Origin of the sequence: Streptomyces sp. NPDC059009 (assembly GCF_042740175.1) — a bacterium.
Taxonomy (GTDB): Bacteria; Actinomycetota; Actinomycetes; order Streptomycetales; family Streptomycetaceae; genus Streptomyces.
Genome location: NZ_JBHYJB010000002.1, coordinates 105,844 through 126,968 on the forward strand (window position 1 = coordinate 105,844; position 21,125 = coordinate 126,968).

The 21,125-nt window shown below is 72.6% G+C and carries 18 protein-coding genes and 2 tRNA genes; 4 read left to right on the plus strand and 16 right to left on the minus strand.

Going from position 1 to position 21,125, the window contains the following annotated elements:
- The first annotated feature begins 108 nt into the window (after positions 1-108).
- The gene (locus ACFWYM_RS02325; protein WP_384828995.1) at positions 109-987 is read left to right on the plus strand and encodes an LLM class F420-dependent oxidoreductase; all 879 of its coding nucleotides are present in this window, start codon (positions 109-111) and stop codon (positions 985-987) included.
- On the opposite strand, the gene ACFWYM_RS02330 is transcribed toward ACFWYM_RS02325, so the two are convergent.
- The 6 genes from ACFWYM_RS02330 to ACFWYM_RS02355 form a co-directional block, all read right to left on the minus strand.
- Positions 984-1,973 (minus strand): amidohydrolase family protein, encoded by a 990-nt coding sequence (locus tag ACFWYM_RS02330; protein WP_384828997.1) that lies wholly within the window; start codon positions 1,971-1,973, stop codon positions 984-986. The genes ACFWYM_RS02325 and ACFWYM_RS02330 overlap by 4 nt on opposite strands.
- A complete protein-coding gene (locus tag ACFWYM_RS02335) occupies positions 1,930-2,274 on the minus strand; it encodes an antibiotic biosynthesis monooxygenase family protein (RefSeq protein WP_384828999.1) in 345 nt (114 codons plus the stop codon). The genes ACFWYM_RS02330 and ACFWYM_RS02335 overlap by 44 nt, the downstream gene beginning before the upstream one ends.
- A 147-nt stretch (positions 2,275-2,421) precedes the next feature.
- A complete protein-coding gene (locus ACFWYM_RS02340) occupies positions 2,422-3,318 on the minus strand; it encodes a DUF2797 domain-containing protein (RefSeq protein WP_384829001.1) in 897 nt (298 codons plus the stop codon).
- 33 nt (positions 3,319-3,351) lie between these two features.
- Positions 3,352-4,122, minus strand: a complete 771-nt coding sequence (locus tag ACFWYM_RS02345) for a chitinase (protein WP_384829003.1) — start codon at positions 4,120-4,122, stop codon at positions 3,352-3,354.
- 134 nt (positions 4,123-4,256) lie between these two features.
- Positions 4,257-4,329 (minus strand) — tRNA-Arg (locus tag ACFWYM_RS02350).
- Between the two features lie 204 nt (positions 4,330-4,533).
- Positions 4,534-4,625 (minus strand) — tRNA-Ser (locus ACFWYM_RS02355).
- A 198-nt stretch (positions 4,626-4,823) separates the two neighbouring features.
- Here ACFWYM_RS02355 and ACFWYM_RS02360 point away from each other — a divergent pair.
- Together ACFWYM_RS02360 and ACFWYM_RS02365 are read left to right on the plus strand one after the other, a co-directional pair.
- Complete coding sequence (locus ACFWYM_RS02360) at positions 4,824-5,255, plus strand: SSI family serine proteinase inhibitor (protein WP_384829004.1); 432 nt, start codon at positions 4,824-4,826, stop codon at positions 5,253-5,255.
- Positions 5,256-5,458: 203 nt separating this feature from the next.
- On the plus strand, positions 5,459-10,030 hold the full coding sequence (locus ACFWYM_RS02365; protein ID WP_384829006.1) for a PAS domain-containing protein: 4,572 nt from the start codon (positions 5,459-5,461) through the stop codon (positions 10,028-10,030).
- Between the two features lie 109 nt (positions 10,031-10,139).
- Here ACFWYM_RS02365 and ACFWYM_RS02370 read toward each other — a convergent pair whose 3' ends face one another.
- Positions 10,140-10,718, minus strand: a complete 579-nt coding sequence (locus ACFWYM_RS02370; protein ID WP_384829008.1) for a TetR family transcriptional regulator — start codon at positions 10,716-10,718, stop codon at positions 10,140-10,142.
- A 109-nt stretch (positions 10,719-10,827) separates the two neighbouring features.
- On the opposite strand from ACFWYM_RS02370, the gene ACFWYM_RS02375 reads away from it, so the two are divergent.
- Complete coding sequence (locus tag ACFWYM_RS02375; RefSeq protein WP_384829010.1) at positions 10,828-12,063, plus strand: MFS transporter; 1,236 nt, start codon at positions 10,828-10,830, stop codon at positions 12,061-12,063.
- A 73-nt stretch (positions 12,064-12,136) separates the two neighbouring features.
- Here the strand turns inward: ACFWYM_RS02375 and ACFWYM_RS02380 are convergent, their stop codons facing one another.
- From ACFWYM_RS02380 to ACFWYM_RS02420, 9 genes are all read right to left on the minus strand, one after another.
- Positions 12,137-13,792: a long-chain fatty acid--CoA ligase gene (locus ACFWYM_RS02380; RefSeq protein ID WP_384829011.1), complete on the minus strand. Its 1,656-nt coding sequence runs from the start codon at positions 13,790-13,792 to the stop codon at positions 12,137-12,139.
- A gap of 143 nt (positions 13,793-13,935) precedes the next feature.
- Positions 13,936-14,493 carry a SigE family RNA polymerase sigma factor gene (locus ACFWYM_RS02385; protein WP_384829413.1) on the minus strand — a complete coding sequence of 186 codons (558 nt, stop codon included), beginning with the start codon at positions 14,491-14,493 and terminating at the stop codon, positions 13,936-13,938.
- A 231-nt stretch (positions 14,494-14,724) separates the two neighbouring features.
- Positions 14,725-15,543: a DUF1906 domain-containing protein gene (locus ACFWYM_RS02390; RefSeq protein ID WP_384829014.1), complete on the minus strand. Its 819-nt coding sequence runs from the start codon at positions 15,541-15,543 to the stop codon at positions 14,725-14,727.
- Between the two features lie 78 nt (positions 15,544-15,621).
- A complete protein-coding gene (locus tag ACFWYM_RS02395; RefSeq protein ID WP_384829016.1) occupies positions 15,622-16,788 on the minus strand; it encodes a lipid-transfer protein in 1,167 nt (388 codons plus the stop codon).
- A complete protein-coding gene (locus ACFWYM_RS02400) occupies positions 16,785-17,183 on the minus strand; it encodes a MaoC family dehydratase (protein WP_384829414.1) in 399 nt (132 codons plus the stop codon). Before ACFWYM_RS02400 ends, ACFWYM_RS02395 begins: the two co-directional genes overlap by 4 nt.
- 92 nt (positions 17,184-17,275) lie before the next feature.
- Complete coding sequence (locus ACFWYM_RS02405; RefSeq protein ID WP_384829018.1) at positions 17,276-18,292, minus strand: acyl-CoA dehydrogenase family protein; 1,017 nt, start codon at positions 18,290-18,292, stop codon at positions 17,276-17,278.
- Position 18,293: 1 nt separating this feature from the next.
- Complete coding sequence (locus ACFWYM_RS02410) at positions 18,294-19,316, minus strand: bifunctional MaoC family dehydratase N-terminal/OB-fold nucleic acid binding domain-containing protein (RefSeq protein ID WP_384829020.1); 1,023 nt, start codon at positions 19,314-19,316, stop codon at positions 18,294-18,296.
- Positions 19,313-20,485, minus strand: coding sequence for an acyl-CoA dehydrogenase family protein (locus ACFWYM_RS02415; protein ID WP_384829023.1), 1,173 nt, complete (start codon positions 20,483-20,485; stop codon positions 19,313-19,315). The genes ACFWYM_RS02410 and ACFWYM_RS02415 overlap by 4 nt, the downstream gene beginning before the upstream one ends.
- 206 nt (positions 20,486-20,691) lie before the next feature.
- Positions 20,692-21,003, minus strand: coding sequence for a hypothetical protein (locus ACFWYM_RS02420; RefSeq protein ID WP_384829025.1), 312 nt, complete (start codon positions 21,001-21,003; stop codon positions 20,692-20,694).
- Positions 21,004-21,125: the final 122 nt, after the last annotated feature.

Below are 21,125 nucleotides of genomic sequence, written 5' to 3' on the forward strand. Positions count from 1 at the left end.
TTCCTGAGAACCGGCCGCGATCTCGTCGCGGTCTCCCTTCGGGGAACGCGAACCGGCCCCGGGGCCCCTCCGGGAATAGGCGGTCCGTCCCCCGGGTTCATCCCGATCATGACCCTGGATCACGCGCGTACGGCAGTGGGCCGCATCGGCCTGTGGAGCAGCGCCTTCAAGGCGGGCGACCCGGCACGAAAGGACCAAGTCACCGAAGCAGCGGCCGAGTTGGACGAGCTCGGCTACGGCGCGCTCTGGGTGGGCGGCAGCCCGGCACTCGACGACGTGGCACCGCTCCTCGACGCCACCGGCCGGATCACGGTCGCCACCGGCATCCTCTCCATCTGGCAGCACTCCGCGGAGTCGGTGGCGGCCCGCCTCGCGGACTTCGAGACGGCGCACCCGGGCCGCTTCGTGCTCGGCCTCGGCGTCAGCCACGACGCGCTCGCGCCGCAGTACGCCAAGCCGTACTCGGCGATGAAGGAGTATCTGTCGGCCCTGGACGCCGCCCCCGCCCCGGTCCCCGCGGAGCGCCGCGTCCTCGCCGCCCTCGGCCCGAAGATGCTGGAGCTCTCCCGGACCCGCGCCGCCGGCGCCCACCCCTACCTGGTGACGCCCGAGCACACCGCGAAGGCCCGCGCGGCGCTCGGCGACGAGGCCCTGCTGGCACCGGAGTTGAAGGTCGTCGTGGACGAGGACATGGCGGCGGCCCGCACGCTGGCCCGCACCTACCTCTCGTTCTACCTGCCGCTGCCCAACTACACCAACAACTTCCTGCGCCTCGGCTTCGTCGAGGACGACTTCAAGGACGGCGGCAGCGACCGGCTCATCGACGCGGTCTTCGCCCTCGGCTCCCCGGCGGCGATCCGGGCCCGCGCGGACGAGTTCCTGGCCGCGGGCGCGGACCACCTCGCGGTCCAGGTGGTGACGGCGGACCCGCGCACGGACCTGCCGCTGCCGCAGTGGCGGGCCCTGGCGGAGGCACTGCCCCTCTAGCGGATGCCCTCACCGAGCCCGAAGAGCCGGGCCGCGTTCCCGTAGCAGACCCCCCGCAGCCACTCGTCCCCCAGCTCCAGGCGCTCCAGGGCCTGGAGCTGGTGGACGTACGGATAGGGGATGTTGGGGAAGTCGGTCCCAAGCAGCACCCGCTCGCCCAGGGCGGCGAGCCGCGGCAGCTCGGCGCGCGGGAACGGCGTGAAGCGCTCGACGAAGTCGGTGAACGCCATCGTCGTGTCGAGCCGCACCTCCTCGTACCGCTCCGCGAGGTCGAGGAAGTCGGCGTACTCCGGCATGCCCAGGTGCGCCACGACGATCCGCAGCCGGGGATGGCGGGCGAGCACCCGCCCGACCGGCTCGGGCCCGGTGTGCTTGCCGGGCACGGGCCCCGACCCGCAGTGCATGACGACGGGGATCCCGGCCTCCGCGAGCAGCCCCCACACGGGGTCGAGCAGCGGGTCCCCCGGGTCGTACGCCCCCACCTGCACATGCGCCTTGAACACCCGTGCCCCGGCCTCGACGGCCTCCCGCACATAGCCCTCGACCCCTTCCTCGGGGAAGAGGGTCGCGGTGTGCAGACAGTCGGGCGTGCGGCGGGCGAAGTCGACGGCCCAGCCGTTCAGCCACGCGGCCATGCCGGGCTTGTGCGGATAGAGCATGGCGGTGAAGGCGGTGACCCCGAACTCCCGCAGCAGTTCCAGCCGTCGGGACTCCTCGTGCCGGTACGTGATGGGCCACTCCAGGCGGGTCAGGGGGCCCGCCGAGTCGAAATACCCCCACACCTTCTCCAGGACGCGCTCGGGCATGAAGTGCGTGTGCACGTCGACGATCCCCGGCAGCCCGAGCCGCTCCCAGAAGGCCCGCACCCGCTCGGCCTCGCCCTCCGGAGTCACACCTTCCGGGGCCACACCCTCCGGAGTCACACCCTCCACGGCCGCGGCCTCACTCCCGCTCAAAGCGATAGCTCCGCTCGACCTTGGAGACATGCGTGACGTACGTCTCGTACCACTCCTCCCGCCCCCGCTTCTGCACCACCCGGTGCTCGGCGTCGGCGCGCCACACCTTGATCGACTCCTCGTCGCGGAAGTAGCTGACGGTGATGCTGAGCCCGCCGGGCGTCTGCGCGTGGTCGCTGCCGAGGAAGCCGGGCACGTCGGCGACCAGCTCGTCCATGCGGGCGGCGGCCTCGGCGTAGCCCTCGGTCCGCTCGGTGCGCAGGGAGGTGAACACGACGGCGTAGTAGGGGGGTTCGAAGGGCCCGACAGGAGCTATGGGGTGATCACTCATGAGCTCAGCCTCGGGTCCCTCGCGGGGCGCTGTCCACCCTGGGGCGCCCTTCATTGCCGTACGGGCGCGGAGACTTGACCCTCCGGTCAGCCAATGCCCCACACGGAGCCCCCTTCCCCCCAGCGTCGCCCCCCCCAGCGGCGCCCCTCAGAAGAGCCCCCCTTGCACCCCGGGCACCTCCCGCACCTGGGCCGTCGTCCGCACGGCCCCCGGCGCCCCGCCGAGCCGCCACCCGACGAGCAACCGCGTGTCGAGCACCAGCACTCTCCCGTCCGCACCCTCCTCCATGAGATGCAGATCGGGCCCGGCGGCCGCCACCAGTCTCCCGGCCACGACCACTCCATCCATGAGCCCGCCGACCACACCCCCGGCCACCGGCAGCCCTCTGATCCCGAACTCCCTTACATGGTCGACGACTTCGCAGGGAAGCCGCTCCAGCGAATCGGGCCACCCGCCGAGCCCGACGGCCCGCGCATGCATCCGCACCAGCTCCCCCGCGAACTCACCTGCGGACTCACCCGCCCCCGACAGCACGGTCGCCCTGACGGCCCGCTTCTGCGCGTACGGGATCCGGTCCGGGACACCGAGCGCGGCCCGTAGCAGCTCCTCGGTCCGCCGGGCGGCCATCAGCGGCCCGCGCCCGAGCCAGCTGAAGGCGACGGCGCCCTGCTCCAGGAGCCGCGCCGCACCCCGCTCCTCCCGGGTGATCCCGACCTTGACGAGCCCCGCCCCGAACCACGCCAGGTACACCCGGTAGGTCCGCGGGTCGTCGGCGAGGGTGTCGGCGGCGACGGAGTGCGCCCGGTCGAGCCGGGCACACTCCGGGCAGCGGGCCTGCGTGGCCGCACCGGGAACGACGGCGCCGTGCGGACACGGATTCCCCCGGGCCCCCACACACCCCCGCTCCCCGACGGCCCGGAACGCGATCCCCGTCCCGTACCCGAGCGAACTCACCCGCCCCTCGGACGCAGCACCGACCCCCCGCTCCCACCGCAGCACGGGCCGCCCGTCCGGCCACCCGAGCCCCGCACACCACCACTCCACCGCGCACGCTCCTCCGGCCCTGCCACCCGGCCCTCAACAGGCGAGATGCCGCCCGGGCCGTACGTGGAGCACCCTAGTGAAGTCCCGGTAGAGCCCCACCCGATGAGCCACCTGCTCGGGCTTCCCGCCATCACACTCGGGCCCGTTCAGCGCCCGGATGGTCTCCCCGAACCCGGCCCCCCGCACCATCGCCTCGTGCCCGGTCATGGACCCGAGCCCGGGCTGGGTGTTCCAGTACCAAAGAGCCGTCATCCAGGCCACCGCGGGATCGGTCTCCACCAGCCACGGGTTGTTCAGCAGGTCGATCCCGAGCGCGTCCCCGGCCGCCTTGTAGTTGAAGTTCCAGCTGAGCATGATGGCGCCCCGCCCGTAGTACGCGGACTTCCCCGCCGGACACCCATAGGGCTTGGTCTCGTCGCAGAAGATCGGATACGTGGACTCGTCCTGGGCCACCACGTAGTAGAGCCCCCCGGTCTCATGGCTGACGTTCGCCAGGAACGCGGCGGCCTCCTGCCTGCGCACGGCCCCGCTCCCGGTCCGCGCGAACTCCGGGTACGCGCGCGTGGCCTCGACCAGACCCTCGTACGTGAAGAAGGAGTTCCGCTTCGGGAACATCCGCTCGAACTGCCGCTCACTGACCACGAAGCGGTGCCCGGAACCCGAACCACCCGAACCCGAACCCGAACCCGCGGAATCCCTCGCGACGGCGGGCCCGGAGGCGGCGAACACCATCCCGCACACCACGGCCAGCACCGCCAGAACTCCCCTGCGCGCCTTGCTCCTCGGCCTCCTGGTCCCGAACATGCCCGGACCACCTCTCGCTCGACGATAGGTCCAGACCATTGTGCGGACCATGCCAAGAAGAGAGAAGGTCCCGGGCAAGAAGGTTCGGGACAACGCGAAGGGCCCCCGGATGATCCGGGGGCCCTTCGCGACTGTGCACTCGGCAGGATTCGAACCTGCAACCTTCTGATCCGTAGTCAGATGCTCTATCCGTTAAGCTACGAGTGCTTGATTTTCTTTTGTTTTCGTCTCCGCTCCCCGGCCTTTCGGCCCGCTCGCGGCGACAGGAAGAACATTACATGACTGCCGCCGCCATGTGAAATCCGTTTGCCGCACCCCTTGCGACCTGCGAAAACGACCTTCGGCGACGCTCATGCACCCGGTACGCACCGAAGCCCCGGTCCAGATGGACCGGGGCTTCGGATCTTGCTGCGGAGGCGGAGGGATTTGAACCCTCGATCAGGGGGTTACCCCGAAACCGCATTAGCAGTGCGGCGCCATAGACCGGACTAGGCGACGCCTCCAGCTTGCACTCCGGCGCGAGCGCGGGGGTGCGTGCAGATGATGACACAGCTGGGCGGCGTGTCACCAATCGCGGCCTCCACGGTACTAGTCGGGCGGGCCGCAGAGCAAAGCGCATTTCGTACCCGCAACGTCACGCGCCGGGGCGCGTTAGAGCGGTAGAGCCGTACCCGCCCAGGGACACCCAGGGAGCCCCCACCATGCTGCGCCGCCTCGTCCTCACCGCCGCCGCCTCCGTCGCCGCCCTGTCCGCGGCGCCCGTCGCCGCGCACGCCGACACCGCCGCCGACCTGGGGGCGCGGGCGGGCGACCGGCTCACGGTCACCGTCACGGACGCGGGCGAAGGACAGGACGGGACCTTCGACCTGGAGTGCCGGCCCACGGGCGGCAGCCACCCCGACCCGGCCGGGGCCTGCGCGACGCTGGACCAGGTGCCGTGGGGCAAGGACCCGTTCGCGCCCGTGGCTCCCGACGCCATGTGCACCATGCAGTACGGCGGTCCCGCCACCGCGCACATCACCGGAACCTGGCACGGACGGCACGTGGACGCCTCGTTCAAGCGCACCGACGGCTGCGAGATCTCGCGGTGGGACTCGCTCGTGCCCGTACTTCCCACGACGGCCGGGGCCTGAGGCCGGAGAAGTTTTCGCCGTCGCGACCGGTTCGTGACCAGCATGTACCGAAGGCTCACACGTTCTGCGTGCGACCTCCCTCTCATCCGGCGTCGCGCGCGCAACCACTCCCCGTAGACTCCCTCCCGTGACATGCCGCGGGCCACGGTCCAAAATGGCTCGCGCGGTCGGCAAGGTGCGGTAATCAGGGAGGAAGCGTCGTCGTGAGCAGCAGGCCATCCCGAGGCGCTGCTCGCCTCGCAGCCATACTCGACGCGCTCCCGGACGCGTTGGTGCTCGTCAACGCCAACGGGACGGTCGTCAACGCCAACGCCATCGCGTTGGAGACGTTCGAGGCGCCCGGCACCGCGCTCGTGGGGCGCGGACTGCTCGATCTGCTGCCGGAGTTCGACTCCCGGCTCATCCCCGGATCGATGCGCCGCCCGGACCTGACGACCACCGACGAGCGCGGGCGCACCAAGCCGAAGCGGATGACCGCGCGGCGCACGGACGGCAGCGAGTTCCCCGTCGAGGTCACCAGCTCGAACCTGGAAGACGGCCGCGACGCCTACGACAGCCACGGCTACACCGGCGACGAGCTGCTCATGATCGTCGTACGGGACCTCTCCGGGGCCCTGGACACCGAGGCCGAACTCGCGCGTTCGCAGCGGCAGACCGAGATGATCCTGCGCGCCGCCGCGGAGGGCGTGGTCGGGACCGACACCGACGGGCGCGTGGTCCTGGTCAACCCGGCCGCCGCGCAGATCCTCGGGTTCCGCGCCAGCGACCTCGGCGGCCAGGAGCTGCACCCCCTAGTCCTGCACTCGCGCGCCGACGGCGAGCCCTTCCCGTACGCGGAGTCGCCGCTCGCGGACACCCTGCGCTCCGGGCGCAAGCACCGGGTGCGCGGGCAGGTCCTGTGGTGCAAGAGCGGTGAACAGGTGTCGGTGGACCTGACCACCGCGCCCGTGCGCGACGGCGACCAGCTCGTCGGCGCCGTCATGACCTTCACCGACCGGCGCCCCTACGACGCGCTCGCCAAGGAACACGAGGAGACGATCGAGCGGCACGAGGAGGAGCTGCGGGCCGCCGCCGAGCAGCGGGCGGAGGAGCTCGCCGCCGAGCAGGAGCGGTACGCGGCGCTCGCCGAGCGCGAGAAGGACCGCCACGAGGCGCTGGCCGAGGCCGAGGCCGAGCGGTACGGGGTGCTGGCCGCGCGGCACGAGCAGCTGCTCGCCGTGCTCGGTTCCTCGCTGCGCGGGCCGCTCGACGAGCTGCGCCGCGAGCTCGCCGCGCTCGCCGCCGACGACGCCGGACAGCTCTGGCCCGAGGCCAACCAGGTCCTCCACCACCTGTCGGCCGGGTACGCGCGCATGACCACCCTCGTCGACAACGTACTGGCCTACCAGCGCCTCGACTCGGGCGACGAGGAGCTCGCGCGGACGAAGGTCCTGCTGGACGCCGTCGTGGCCACGGGTGTTGAGGGCGCCGTCGAGCTGATCGGGCCCGGCCGCGCGCAGTTCGCCGTGCACGCGCCGCCGATCGAGGTCGAGGTCGACCCGGTGCGGCTCGCCACGGCCCTCGCCCACCTCGTCGCGGACGTCGCCGGGATCGACGCGACGGGCAGCACACGCGCGGGCGCGGCTTCGGCCGCTGCCTCTGCTTCCGCCTCCGTCGACTCCACGGTGGTCGTCGCCGCAGCCCAGCGTGGCGAGGTCGTCCGCATCGAGGTGCGGGGCCCGTACGCCGGAGGAGACCCGGTGCACGAGCCGATCGTCCGGGGCATCGTGCGGGCGCACGGCGGGGTCCTGCAGACCCATGAGGTGCCCGGGATGAGCGGCAGCGCGTATGTGCTGGAAGTGCCGTTGGGAGCGGGAGCGGAAGCGGGGACCGGTGCGGTCACCGGGGACTCGGGCGCACTCGGGGCTTCCGTCGTGGTGCCCGAGCAGGCGACCGGGGGCGGGCGTCGGCGGGCGCGGCGGTCTTCGGTGGACGCGTTCTTGGAGAGCGGGGTCGCTGGGGCTGCGGGTGCGGGTCCGGGTGCGGGTGCGGGGGACACGTCTAGTGGGGCTGGTGGTGCCGCCGGTGGGACCGGGCGGCGTCGGCGGCGGGCTGCTGAGGGGGCGGAGGCGGGTGGGACCGGTTCGGCCGGTTCGGCCGGTTCAGCCGGTTCAGCCGGTTCAGCCGGTTCAGCCGGTTCAGCCGGTTCAGCTGCTGAGGTTCCTGTTCCGGCTCAGGGGGCTGGAGTTGGGGCTGGGGCTGGGGCTGAGGCTGGGACTGAGGCTGGGGCTGGGGCTGCATCTGGTTCCGCTTCCGGCGGTACGAGTGGTGGTACGGGGCGTCGGCGTGGGCGGCCGAGTCCCGCCGAGGGTGCCGTGGTGACCGCCGCCGAGCACGCGGCCGGGTCGGCGGCGCTGGGTGAGACGGTGCCGCCGCAGGGCGTACCGGTTCCGGCGGAGGGCACGGGGCGGCGGGCCCGGCGGGCCGTGGCACAGCGCCCCGCCGACCAGCCCGCCCAGCAGGCGCTGCCCGCGCTGCCGTCGGCCCCGACTCCCGTACCGGGGGCTGAAGTTGGTGCGGCGGAGGGTGGCGCGCGTCCGACCGGGCGGCGTCGGCGTGCACTCGCGGCCGCGCAGGAGCGGGCCGCGGCGGAGGAGGCGGCCCGCGAGCGGACGGTCTTCGCCCTGCCGCCCGCGGCGGAGCAGGAGCAGGCGGAGGGGACGGACCAAGCAGGCCAGTCGGGCCAGGGGGGCCAGGCGGGCCAGCTGGCGGAGGTCGCGGCCGGGGCGGCACAGGGCCAGGAGTTCGCCCATGCTCAGCAGCAGGCGCCCGGCCGACGGCAGGCGCAGGTGCCCGGCCAGGGGCAGGCATCCGGGCACGGGCAGGCATCCGGGCACGGACGGGCGCCCGGCCAAGAGCAGGGACAGGGCCAGCAGCAGGCCGCCGACCAGGAGTTCGCCCACGCTCAGCAGCAGGCGTCCGGTCCCGGGCAGCCGCAGCCGCAGCCGCAGCCGCACGGCCAGGAGCAGACACCCGGTCACGGGCAGCAGCAGGCACCCCGCCAGCCGCAGGCCACTGGTCACGGTGACCCGCGTGGTGCGCAGGACACCGGGCAGCACAGCGCCGCCCTGCACGATCCCGCCGAGGACCACACCCCGCCGCAGCCGCACCCCACCCAGGCGCCGACCGGCCGCCGCAGGGCGCGTCCGGCGCCGGAGGCAGGGGGCGTCGAGGGCGGGGCCGACCCGAGCGTCGCCCGGAACCAGAACCAGAACCAACGCCCGGACGCAGGCGCGAACGCGAACGCTGACGCGGAGCCGGACTCGGCCCCGGTCGCGCACGCCCCCGGCGTCCCCCCGCAGCCCGGCGCACACTCCGACGGCACCCCCGCACAGGGCCTCCCCGCGCCCGCCCCGGCTCCCGGTGCGGCTCCCGGTCCGCAGCCCCGGGTGGCCCAGCCGCTGCCCGCCGAGGCCGCGCCCGGTGACCCCAACTCGACGCAGGGGCGCGCGTTCAGCGTGCGGACGCTCGGGCAGGGCGTGCCGTTCGGGCAGCAGATGAGCGAGCAGCCGGGCCGCCCGCAGGGTGCCCCGCAGCCGCCCCGGTCGCCGCAGACCCCGCAGGCCCCGCAGCCCCCGGCGGCCCCGCCCACCCCCGGGCCCGCCTCGGTCTCCGTCCCGCTGCCCGCCGTGCAGGAGCCCCCGGCCGCCGCCACGGACACCCCGCCCCAGGGCCACACCCTCGGCGGCTCCGGTCGCCGGCGCAGGCTGGGCACGCCCCCGGACCCGGACGGCGCCGCCCGCCCGCACCCCCAGGGGGCCACGGCCAAGGGGCAGAGCCAGAGTCAGAGTCAGGGTCAGATTCAGGCGTCGGAACACGTACCGGCGCAGGGGCAGCCGCTGCCCGCCGCCGCCCCGCAGTCGCGGCTCGGGGCCGCGACCGAGGGCACCGGGCGTTCGTACGCGATCGGGGCTCCGGACGAGGACGCGGACGAGGGGCCCGAGCCGCTCGACGGCCCCGGTGGCGCCGTCGAGGTGGACAACCGGCCGGGGCCGCAGCCGATGGACGACGAGCTGCCGCCCGAGCCGCTGGACAACCCGCGCCGGCTGCTCGTCTGGCCCGCGCCCGACGCCACCACGCAGCAGGCGCTCAGCGACCGCGGCTACCGGCCGGTGATCGTGCACTCGCGCGAGGAGGTGGACGCGCAGATCGCCGCGTTCCCCGCCGCGCTGTTCGTGGACCCGCTGACCGGGCCGATCACGCGCACGGCGCTGCAGTCGCTGCGCACCGCCGCGGTCGCCGCCGAGGTGCCGGTGCTGGTCACGGCCGGGCTCGGACAGGCGACGCGCGAGGCCGCGTACGGCGCCGACCCCGCCGTACTCCTGAAGGCCCTCGCGCCGCGCGACAGCGAGCAGCACCCGCCGCGCGTGCTGCTCATCGAGGAGCACGAGGAGATCGCGCTGGCCCTGACGGCGACGCTGGAGCGGCGCGGCATGCAGGTCGCGCGGGCCGAGAGCGACGCGGACGCGGTCACGCTCGCGGCGCAGATGCGGCCGAACCTGGTGGTGATGGACCTGCTCCAGGTGCGGCGCAGGCGGGCCGGGATCATCGACTGGCTGCGCGCGAACGGCCAGTTGAACCGCACCCCGCTCGTCGTCTACACGGCCGCCGTCGACCAGACGGAGCTGCCGAAGCTGGCCGCGGGCGAGACCGTGCTGTTCCTCGCCGAGCGCTCCACCAGTGGTGAGGTGCAGAGCCGGATCGTGGATCTGCTGGCGAAGATCGGGACCAACTGACGTACGGCGTGCGTGAGTTGACGCCGTGCGACGTGCGTCAGTTGGTGACGTACGACGTGCGCCGGTCGGTGCCGTACGACGTGGGTCAGTCGATGCCTTACGACGTGCGTCAGTTGGCGGTGATGCGGCGGGCCGCCGTCTTGATCGACTCGCGCAGGCGGGCCCGGTCCTCCGACTCGTTCCCCACGAGGATGCGGCGCATCTGCGGCACCGCCGTGGACCAGCCCGCGAGGGCGACGACCATGAAGAGCAGATCGGCGGCCGGGATCTCGTCGCCGATGACGCCGCGGCGCTGGGCGTCGGCGAGGACGGCGACCTTGCGGTCGTAGTGGTCGCGGCGCGCGGCCTCGTCCGGGAGCTCCTCGTCGTTGTACTCGATGCCCTCCCAGAAGAGGAGGCGCAGCAGCTCGGGATGGGTCGCGTGGTAGTCCATGAGGCGGTCCATCCAGCCGTCCAGGTCGTCCGCGTCGACCGGGTTCGCCGCGGCCATCTCGAGCATGCGCTGCTCCAGGACCTGCGTGAACAGCTCCGCCTTGTTGCCGAAGTAGGCGTAGATCAGCTGCTTGTTGGCCTTCGCCTCGCTCGCGATGCGGTCGATGCGGGCGCCCGCGATCCCGAACCGGGCGAACTCGGCGACGGCCGCCTCGAAGATCCGGGCCTTGGTCGCCTCGGCGTCTCTCACTGCCATGGCCAAAGGGTACCCGACGCGGCAACCAACTAGTTGGTTGACAAGGTGCGCCCGCAGGCCCCAGACTTCTTACAACCAACCAGTTGGTTACAAAGGAGTTCTGCCGCACATGCCTTCTGTCGCCGCGTCCCGGGCCACTCGGGACACCCAGGCCGCCCCGGCCTCATCGGCCTCATCGGTCACACGAACCCGGCGGTCCGTGCCGCCCGGCCTCTTCCTCACCCTCATCGCCGTCTGTACGGCCGTGACGGCGGCCAACATCTACATAGCCGCCCCGCTGCTGCCGCTGATGGCCCGCGACTTCGGCTCGACCGCGTCGGGGGTCGCGTGGATCGCGTCGGTGGCGCAGTTCGGATACGCGGCGGGGCTGCTGTTCTTCGCCCCGCTCGGTGACAGCGTCAACCGCCGCCGCCTGGTGGCGGTCCTCTCGGTCGTCACGACGCTCGCGCTCGGCCTGGGCGCGGCCGCGACCGGGGCGACGGCGCTCGCCGCCGCCGTCCTCGTGGCCTCCGCCGCCACGGTCGTGCCGCAGCTGCTCGTGCCGCTGGTCGCCGCGCGCGCCCCCGCGGACCGGCGGGCGCGTCATGTGGCGGCGATCATCGCCGGGTTGTTCACGGGCATCGTGGCCGCCCGGGTCCTGGGCGGGCTCGCGGGCCAGGCGTTCGGCTGGCGCGCCGTCTTCCTCGGGGCCGCCGCTCTCACGGCGGTGCTCGGCCTCACCACCGCGGCCGCGCTGCCCGCGGAGCGCCCGGTGCGCACGGGCCCGCTGTTCAGCGGACTTGTCCGGATACCGACGGTGCTGCGGGCCTCCCCCGAGCTGTGGCGCTCCTGCGTCCGGCAGGCCGGGATGTACGGGGCGTGGAGCGCGCTGTGGACGTCGCTCGCGCTGCTCCTGACCGGTGGCCACTACGGCCTGTCGACGGCGACGGCCGGGCTCTTCGGCCTCTTCGGGCTCTCGGCCAGCGTGGTCGCGCCGCTCGCGGGCGGGCTCGTCGACCGGTTCGGGGCGGCCCGGGTGGTGCGGGCGGCGTTCGGGCTCGCGGCGGTGTCGGTGCCGCTCTTCTGGCTGGGCGGCAGCGCCCTGTGGGCGGTGTGCGCGGCGGCCGTGCTCATCCACGCGGCCCTGGTCGCCTCGCACGTCGCGAACCAGACGGTCGCACTGACCACGACCTCCACCCCCGCGGTCGCCAACACCGCTTATGTGGTGGCCGGGTTCGCGGGCGGCGCGAGCGCCTCGGCCCTGGCCGCGACGGCGTTCACGCACCAGGGCTGGGGCGGCGTGTGCGCCGTCGCGGGGGTGTGGCTGCTGCTGGGGTGGGTGGTGACGATACGCAGGGCGCGCTGAACCCCTGTGTGGTGCGCGGGGGTTCAGCGCGTCGTGACGTTGTCCGGTTCAGAGCGTCCTGACGTTGTCCGGTTCAGAGCGTCGTGACGTCCAGCTCGCCTTCCGCGTACTGCTGGCGCAGCACCTTCTTGTCGAACTTGCCGACGCTGGTCTTGGGGACGGTGGGGACGATCGCCCAGCGCTCCGGGAGCTGCCACTTGGCGATGTGCCCGGCGTCGGCGAGGAAGTCGCGCAGGGCGGGGTAGTCGACGGTCGCGTTCTCCTTCAACACGACCGTGGCGAGCGGCCGTTCGCCCCACTTGTCATCGGGGACCGCGACCACGGCGGCCTCTGCGACGTCCGGGTGGGCCATGAGGGCGTTCTCCAGCTCGACCGACGAGATCCACTCGCCGCCGGACTTGATGACGTCCTTGGCCCGGTCGGTGAGGGTGAGGAAGCCATCGGCACTGATCACGCCGACGTCGCCGGTCTTCAGCCAGCCGTCCTCGCTGAACTTGTCGGCGGGCCGCAGTGGTTCGCCGTCCACGCCGCCGAAGTAGCTGGCCGTGATCCACGGGCCGCGCACCTCCAGCTCGCCCGCCGACTCCCCGTCCCACGGCAAGTGTTCGCCGCCGGGGCCCACCAGGCGGGCCTCCACTCCGGCGGGGAAGCGGCCCTGGGTCAGGCGGTAGCCGAGCTCCTCGTCGGTGCCGCGCGCGTGGGCCGGCGGGTGGGCGACCGTGCCGAGCGGGGAGGTCTCCGTCATGCCCCAGGCGTGACAGACGCGCACGCCGAGCTCGTCGAACGACGTCATGAGGGACGGCGGGCAGGCCGCGCCGCCCATGGTGACCTGGGTGAGGGAGGCGATGTCCCGGGGCTTCGCGGTGAGTTCGGCCAGCAGGCCCTGCCAGATGGTGGGGACGGCGGCGGCGTGCGTGGGCCGCACCGTCTCGATCATCTCGGCGAGCGGGGCGGGCTGCAGGAAGCGGTCCGGCATCAGCATGTTGATCCCGGCCATCAGCGTGGCGTGCGGCAGCCCCCAGGCGTTGACGTGGAACTGGGGGACGACGACGAGGGTGGTGTCCACGTCCGTCAGACCCATCGACTGGGTCATGTTGACCTGCATCGAGTGCAGATAGATGGAGCGGTGCGAGTAGACGACGCCCTTGGGGTCGCCGGTGGTGCCGGAGGTGTAGCACATGGCGGCCGCGGTGCGTTCGTCGAGCTCGGGCCAGTCGTAGGTGTCCGGCTTGCCGGCGAGCAGCTCCTCGTACTCGTGCACCTGGGGCCGGACGCCGTCGAGGGCGGCGCGGTCGCCGGGGCCGCTCACCACCACGTGCTCCACGGTGGGGAGTTGGGCGAGCAGGGGCGCGAGCAGCGGGAGGAGGGAGCCGTTGACGAGGATGACCCGGTCGGCCGCGTGGTTCACGATCCAGGACAGCTGGTCGGCGGGGAGCCGCAGGTTCAGGGTGTGCAGGACGGCGCCCATGCAGGGGACCGCGTAGTACGCCTCGACGTGCTCGGCGTTGTTCCACATGAAGGTCGCGACCCGGTCGCCGTCGCGCACACCGAGGTCGTCGCGCAGGGCGTGGGCCAGGCGGGCGGAGCGTTCGCCGATCTCCCGGTAGCTGCGCCGGTGCGGGGCTCCGTCTCCGGTCCAGGTGATGACCTGTGAGGTGCCGTGCACCGTCATCCCGTGCTTCAGGATGCGGGTCACGGTCAGTGGTACGTCCTGCATCGTGCTCTGCACGGCGTCCTCCCGGTGGGCGCTACGGAGCAGTAGGGGCTGAGGGGATTCTCGCCGCATACCACTTGGTATGTCACTACCGCCGGGAATGATCGATCAGTCTGCGCCACCGGATCGGCACAGTTCAGGCGTGGGCCGGAGCCAGGTCACGCACGCACGGGAGTCAGCTCCGGGTCCTCGCGGAGCTTGCCGAGCGCCCGCGACACCGCGCTCTTGACCGTGCCGATCGACACGTCGAGCACCTCGGCCGTCTGCGCCTCGCTCAGGTCCTCGTAGTACCGCAGGACGACCATCGCGCGCTGCCGGGCCGGGAGCTTCATGATCGCCCGCCACATCGCGTCCCGGAGCACCTGCTCCTCGGCCGGGTCGGTGGCCGGGACGACCTCCGGCTCCGGCAGCTCGTCGCAGGCGAACTCGTCGACCTTGCGCTTGCGCCACTGCGAGGTCCGGGTGTTCAGGAGGGCGCGGCGGACATAGCCGTCGAGGGCGCGGTGGTCCTCGATCCGGTCCCAGGCCACGTACGTCTTGGTGAGGGCGGTCTGCAGCAGGTCCTCGGCGTCGTTCGGATTCGCCGTCAACGAGCGGGCCGTGCGCAGCAGTACCGCCTGGCGGGCCCGCATGTAGGAAGCGAACGACGGATAAGCCGGGGAACCCTGCGGGCCCGTGGCCACCGCCGGAGCCGGGGCCTTGTGGGCCTTGCCCATCGCGGGCGTCGATGCGCTGGTGCACACGGTCACCATGGATGCGGTCATGGCTCCACGCTAGAAGCGCCCCCTACTTCGGCGGATCGGCCGCAGGTCCCGAAGCGACGTCCGCCTCAGGTTGTACGAGTGGAGGTAGCCCCACCTCCTGTAGGTGGAGGAGCGGGGGTGAACCCCTGAGGGTTCACCCCTCAGGCGCCGCCCCCCGCAAGCACCGTGAGCCCCATGAGAGCACTATCGGATCCTGGCCACCGGCGCGTGCACCAGGTTGCGGTCGATCACCAGGGTGCGGCCGCCGTGCCGCTCCTTCACATTGCCCGCGTACTGGTGGATCCGCCGCCTCGGATGCCAGGCGTGGCGCCGCAGCGAGGGCTCACGGTACAGGTGGGGCCTGGTGTGCCAGCGCGCGAACCACATCACCGAGGGCAGGTCCCGCACCCCCGCGCGCCGGGCCACCTCCATGTGCCGCACGCCCGAGTCGGCGCTGCTGTAGAACCCGGGGACGTAGCCGCGGTGGCGCACCTCGCGGTCCCAGGCGCGCACGAAGGACAGGGTGGTGCGCCCGCACGCGGCCTTCTTGTACGTGTACGCCTCCATGTCGAGGTAGAGCGGGCTGCGTCGCCGGATGCCGAGCGAGCGGGCCCGGCGCACCGCGTCGCGCGCCTCGCGGGTTCCCTGGCGCACCGGGTGGCGCCCGATGCGCACGCCCTTCTTGTGCTGGGCCGTGACGCAGGGGGCCTGGGAGCCGACGTACACGGGAAGGACCCGCCAGCCCATGCGCTTGACGGTGCGCATCCAGGAGCGGCTCAGGTTCGGCTGGCGCTGGCAGGCGCGGCCCCGGCCGCCGTAATAGACGCCCACGGCGCGGTAGTTGGAGGCACGCCAGCGGCGCATGGTGTCCAGGGGCGGGGCGAGGCAGGAGTCGAAGGCCCAGCCCTGGAAGACGGGGGTCCTGGCCGCCCCGGCGGCCCGTACGGGTGCCTCGGGGGCGGCCGAGGCGAGGCCCGGCTCCGGGAGCACGAGGAGCACCCCCAGCAACAGTGCAATGATCATCTTTCGGTAGCCCATACGGCGAGTGAACGTGCCCGGGGCCCGCGAGGCCCGCACCCCGGCCCCGGACACGCGCCGCGTTCAGCCGTCCGACCCCAAGATCAGCCCCGATGTGGGGACCCCGGTCCCGGCCGTGACGAGGGTGTGGGCGGCGGTGCCGACCTGGTTCACGGAGGTGCCGCGCAGCTGCCGCACCGCCTCCGCGATGCCGTTCATGCCGTGCAGATACGCCTCGCCGAGCTGCCCGCCATGGGTGTTGAGGGGCAGCCGCTCCTCCCGTACGAACTCCGCCGCCTCGCCCGGCCCGCAGAAGCCGAACTCCTCCAGCTGCATCAGCACGAACGGCGTGAAGTGGTCGTAGAGGATCCCGACGTCGATGTCCGACGGGGAAAGACCGGAGGTGCGCCACAACTGCCGTGCCACGACGCTCATTTCGGGCAGCCCGGTGAGGTCGTCGCGGTAGAAGCTGGTCATCTGCTCCTGGCCGCGCCCGGCGCCCTGCGCGGCCGCCCTGATCACGGCCGGGCGGTGCGGCAGGTCGCGGGCGCGCTCGGTGCTGGTGACGACGATCGCCTGCCCGCCGTCGGTCTCCTGGCAGCAGTCGAGCAGCCGCAGCGGCTCGACGATCCAGCGCGAGGCGGCGTGGTCGGCGAGGGTGATCGGCTTCTCGTGGAAGTACGCCTTCGGGTTGGTCGCCGCGTACCTGCGGTCCGTGACGGCGACATGGCCGAGGGCCTCGGGGGTGAGCCCGTAGGTGTGGAGATAGCGCTGGGCCGCCATCGCCACCCAGGAGGCGGGGGTGAGCAGGCCGAAGGGGAGGTTCCAGCCGAGCGCCGTGCCCTCGGCGGAGGGCTCGCGGTGCTGCACCCCGGAGCCGAAGCGGCGCCCCGAGCGCTCGTTGAACGCCCGGTAGCAGACGACGACTTCGGCGATGCCGCTCGCCACCGCGAGGGCCGCCTGCTGCACGGTCGCGCAGGCCGCGCCGCCCCCGTAGTGGATGCGCGAGAAGAAGGAGAGCTCCCCGATCCCGGCGGCCTGGGCGACGGTGATCTCGGGGTTGGTGTCCATGGTGAAGGTGACCATGCCGTCGACGTCGGCGGGGGTGAGCCCGGCGTCGTCGAGCGCCTCCTGGACGGCCTCGACGGCCAGCTTCAGCTCGCTGCGCCCGGAGTCCTTGGAGAACTCGGTCGCCCCGATCCCCACGACGGCGGCCTTCCCGCCGAGGGTGTCCCGCGTCCGCGCACTCATGCGGCACCCCCTTGGGACACCGCGACCACGACCGTGCCCGTGACGTGCTTGCCGAGCCGGTTGGCGCCGACCACCTTGACGGTGACCGTCTCGCCCTCGACCCGCTCGACCGTCCCGGTCAACACCATGGTGTCGCCGGGGTAGTTGGGGGCGCCGAGCCTGATGGCCACCTTGCGCAGGACCGCGCGGGGGCCGAAGTGGTCGGTGATGTAGCGGCCGACCAGGCCGTTGGTGGTGAGGATGTTCATGAAGATGTCCGGTGAGCCCTTCGCCCGCGCGAGTTCGGCGTCGTGGTGCACGTCCTGGTAGTCGCGGGACGCGATGGCCCCGGCGACGATCAGGGTGCGGGTGATGGGGATCTCCAGCGCGGGAAGTTCCGCGTCGACGACGGTCACGAGCTCTCCTTCACTGCCGGTCACGAGCTCTCCTTCACTGCCGGTCACGAGCTCTCCTTCACTGCCGGTCACGAGCTCTCCCCCGCCGCCGGTCACGAGCTCTCCTCCACTATCGACTCACCCAGTTCCTCCAGCACTTCGCTCCCGCACCCCAGATAGGCGTCCAGCTGCCTGCCCCACAAGAAGTGCCGGTGCACGGGGTGTTCGACGTCGGCGCCCATGCCGCCGTGCAGATGCTGCCCCGCGTGCACGACGCGCTTGCCCGCCTCCGAGGCCCACCAGGCGGCGGTCAGCGCGTGCGTCCCGTAGGGGAGTCCGCTGTCCCGGCGCCAGGCCGCCTCGTACGCCGTGACCCGGATCGCCTCCGTGTCCATGTACGCGTCCGCCGCCTTGAGCTGCACGCCCTGCTTGGCGGCGAGGGGCTTGCCGAACTGCTCGCGTTCATTGGTGTACGCGACGGCCCGCGCCAGCGACCCCGCGCACACCCCCGCCTGCACCCCGGCGAAGGCGGTACGGGCGGTGGCGAGCACATCCTCGTACGCCCCCGCGCCCCCGACCCGCTCTCCGGGGATCCCCTCAAGGGTCAGCCGCCCGGCGGCCCAGGGCGCGGTGAGCTCCACCGCTTCCTGCGCGGCGTCGGCGGCCCGCACCAGCCACAGGCCGGCTCCCGCCGCGACGAGGACATGCGTGGCGTCCCGCAGCCACGGCACCCAGGGCACGACCCCGCTCAACCTGCCGCCCTCCTCGGTCACTTGACCGTCGAAGAGGGCGCCCGTCACGACCACCGAACCGTCCCGGAGTCCGGGCAGGAGCCGATCCCGCTGCTCGGCGCTGCCGTGCGCCGCCAGGGCGAGCACCCCGTACACACAGCTCGCCGCGAACGGCACCTGGGCCGTCGTCCGCCCCTGCTCCTCAAGGAGCAGTACGAGTCCCAGCAGCCCGACCTCCTCGACCGCGCCGACCAGTCCGGCCGCGCAGAGCGCCTTCCACAGCTCGGGGTCGCTGTCCCGGCCCGCCGCCGCGAGCCGCTCGGGCGTGGCGAGGTCCCCGAAGACCTCCGCGGCGAGCTGCCGCGCGGCCTCCTGCTCCTCCGTGGGCGTGAAGTCCATGTCAGCCCTCCTCCCCCTCGACGGGGCGGAACACGGGCAGCTCCAACTCCTCGTCCACACGCAGGAATTCCAGCCGCACCGGCATCCCGACCCGCACCTCGCCGGGCTCCACCCCGACCACGTTGCTGACCATCCGCACGCCCTCCGCGAGCTCGATGAGGCCGACCGCGTAAGGAGGGTCGAAGGCCGGGAAGGGCGGATGGTGCATCACGACGTACGAGTAGACGGTGCCCGCGCCGCTCGCCTCGACCGTGTCCCACTCCTGCCCGCCGCAGGCGTTGCAGCCGGGCAACCAGGGGAAGCGGAGGGTGCCGCAGCCGCCGCAGCGCTGGATGAGCAGCTGGTGTGCGGCGACGCCGTCCCAGAAACCGGCGTTGTCGCGGTTGATGACGGGCCGAGGCCGCGCGGCCTTGGACCGCTCACGCTTCTGCTCCTTCTCCTGTTCCTGCTTCCGCTTCTGCTCCTGCTTCCGCTCCTGCTCCTTCTCCTGCTCCTGCTCCTGCTCCTGCTCCTGCTCCTGCTCCTGCTTCCGCGCCGCAGGAATGTACTTGAGGATCCGGAAGCGATGCGTCCCGGCGAGTTCGCCGCCCGCCCGCACGTCCATCCGCGTCGTGACGAAGTACCCGGTCCCCAGCCTGGTCGTCTTGCGTTCGGAGACGGACTCGATCATCGCGTCGAAGGTGATCTCGTCCCCCGGCCGCAGCTGCCGCAGATACTCCTGCTCGCAGTCGGTGGCGACGACCGAGGTGTAGCCCGCGCCGTCGAGCAGCGCGAACAGCTCGTCGTACGCGTCCGAGCGCCCCTGGTGGCCGGAGAGCCCGCCCATCGTCCACGCCTGCAGCATGGTGGCCGGGGCGACGGCGTCGGGCCCCGCGTACGCGGGGTTGGTGTCGCCCATCGCCTCGCACCAGTGCCGGATCATCGGCTCGTTGACCAGGTCCCGGCCGAGCCCCGCCTCGGCCGCCGACTTGCCCTCGAATGCCGCCAGTTGCTCGTGGAGCGTGTCCTCGCTCAAGGCTGTCACCGCCGTCCCCTCCGCATCCCGAGCCGCATCGTCGCGACGATCTCCCGCTGGACCTCGCTGACCCCGCCCCCGAAGGTGTTGATCTGCGCGGCCCGGTTCATCCGCTCCAACTCCCCGTCGGCGAAGGCCCCTTGGCAGCCGCTCCGCACGAGGCCGGCCTCCCCGACCACCTCCTGGCACATCCGGTAGACCTCCACGGCCGACTCGGTGCCCGTGAACTTCACGCCGCTCGCGTCGCCCGGCGCGAGCCGCCCCGCCCCGACGTCGCCGACCAGGCGCCAGTTGAGCAGCCGGGTCGCCGCGAGCCGTGCGTGCACCTCGGCGAGACGGGCGCGCACCCAGGGGGCGTCGGCGCGGCGGCGGCCGGTGACGGGGTCGGGCGTGGTGGCCGCGGTGAGCGCGGCCGCGTAGAAGTCCTCGGCCTGCATGCCGATCGCGGCGAGGGCGACGCGCTCGTGGTTGAGCTGGTTGGTGATCAGGCCCCAGCCGCCGTTCTCCTCGCCGACGAGGTTCCCGGCGGGGACCCGGATGCCGTCGTAGTAGGTGGCCGTCGTGGTCAGTCCGCCCACGGTCTCGATGGGGGTCCAGGAGAAGCCGGGCGCGTCGGTCGGCACGAGGATGATCGAGATGCCCTGGTGCTTGGGCGCCTCGGGGTCGGTGCGGCAGGCGAGCCAGATCCAGTCGGCGTTCTGGGCGTTGGAGGTGAAGATCTTCTGCCCGTCGATCAGCCAACTGCCGCCGTCGCGCACGGCCTTGGTGCGCAGAGAGGCGAGGTCGGTGCCCGCGGACGGCTCGCTGTAGCCGATGGCGAAGACGAGCTCGCCGCTGAGGATGCGCGGCAGGAAGAAGTCCTTCTGCTCCGCGGTGCCGTACTTCATGAGCGTCGGCCCTACGGTGTTCAGGGTGACCATCGAGACGGGCGCACCGGCGCGGTACGCCTCGTCGAAGAAGACGAACTGCTCGTCGGGGCCGCGTCCTTGGCCGCCGTACTCCTTCGGCCAGCCGAGGCCCAGCATGCCGTCGGCGCCGATGCGGCGCAGCAGCCGCCGCTGTTCGTCGGTGTCGGCGGTGCCTTCAAGTCCGGGCGGCCCGTCCGGCATGAGGTCGCGGAAGTACGCGCGCAGTTCGGCGCGCAGTTCTTGCTGGCGTGCGGTCGGGGCGAGGTGCACGGCGGCGGCCTCTCCTTGTCGTACCGAAGATGGTTTCTGACTGTCCGTCAGAAACCAGGCACTGTCAAGGGCGAGGGATCACCCGGACACGCCTGCGCGGCGGCGCCTCGGGCACCGCCGCGCAGTACGTCACACACCCCCGTTGAGCCATGGCGCAACGGCGTGACGGCGTGGGCCCCGGGGGGAGCAGTCCCGGGGCCCGCCGCTCACCACAGCTCGGTGAAGTTGACCGCGATGTTCTCGTTCGACTGGTCGATCGCCGTGAAGCCGGAGCCGTTCACCTGGGCGTTGTTGTTCTGGTTGGACGCGCCGGAGCCGGTGGCGACCTGCTGGTTGGTGGCGTTGTTGCCGTTGTTGTCGCCGGCGACGCCACTGCCGTTCACCGTGGCCACGCTCGCGTTCGATCCGTCGTCCGCGAAGGAGCCGTTGTCCGCTGTCGCGACACCTGAGAAGAGAGCGGCGGCGAGGGGCAGGGCCGCGACGGCGGCGAGAGCGCGGGCGGTACGGATGCTTGCCATGTCTATTTCCTCCTGAACAAGAGGCGCGATCCGGCGGGGTGATGCTGAGTGAGTGCCGGACGCACCCGAAGTACGGCTTGTTCCAAGGCAGTTGGCCGACCGCCTCGGTCTGTTCCCGGCCC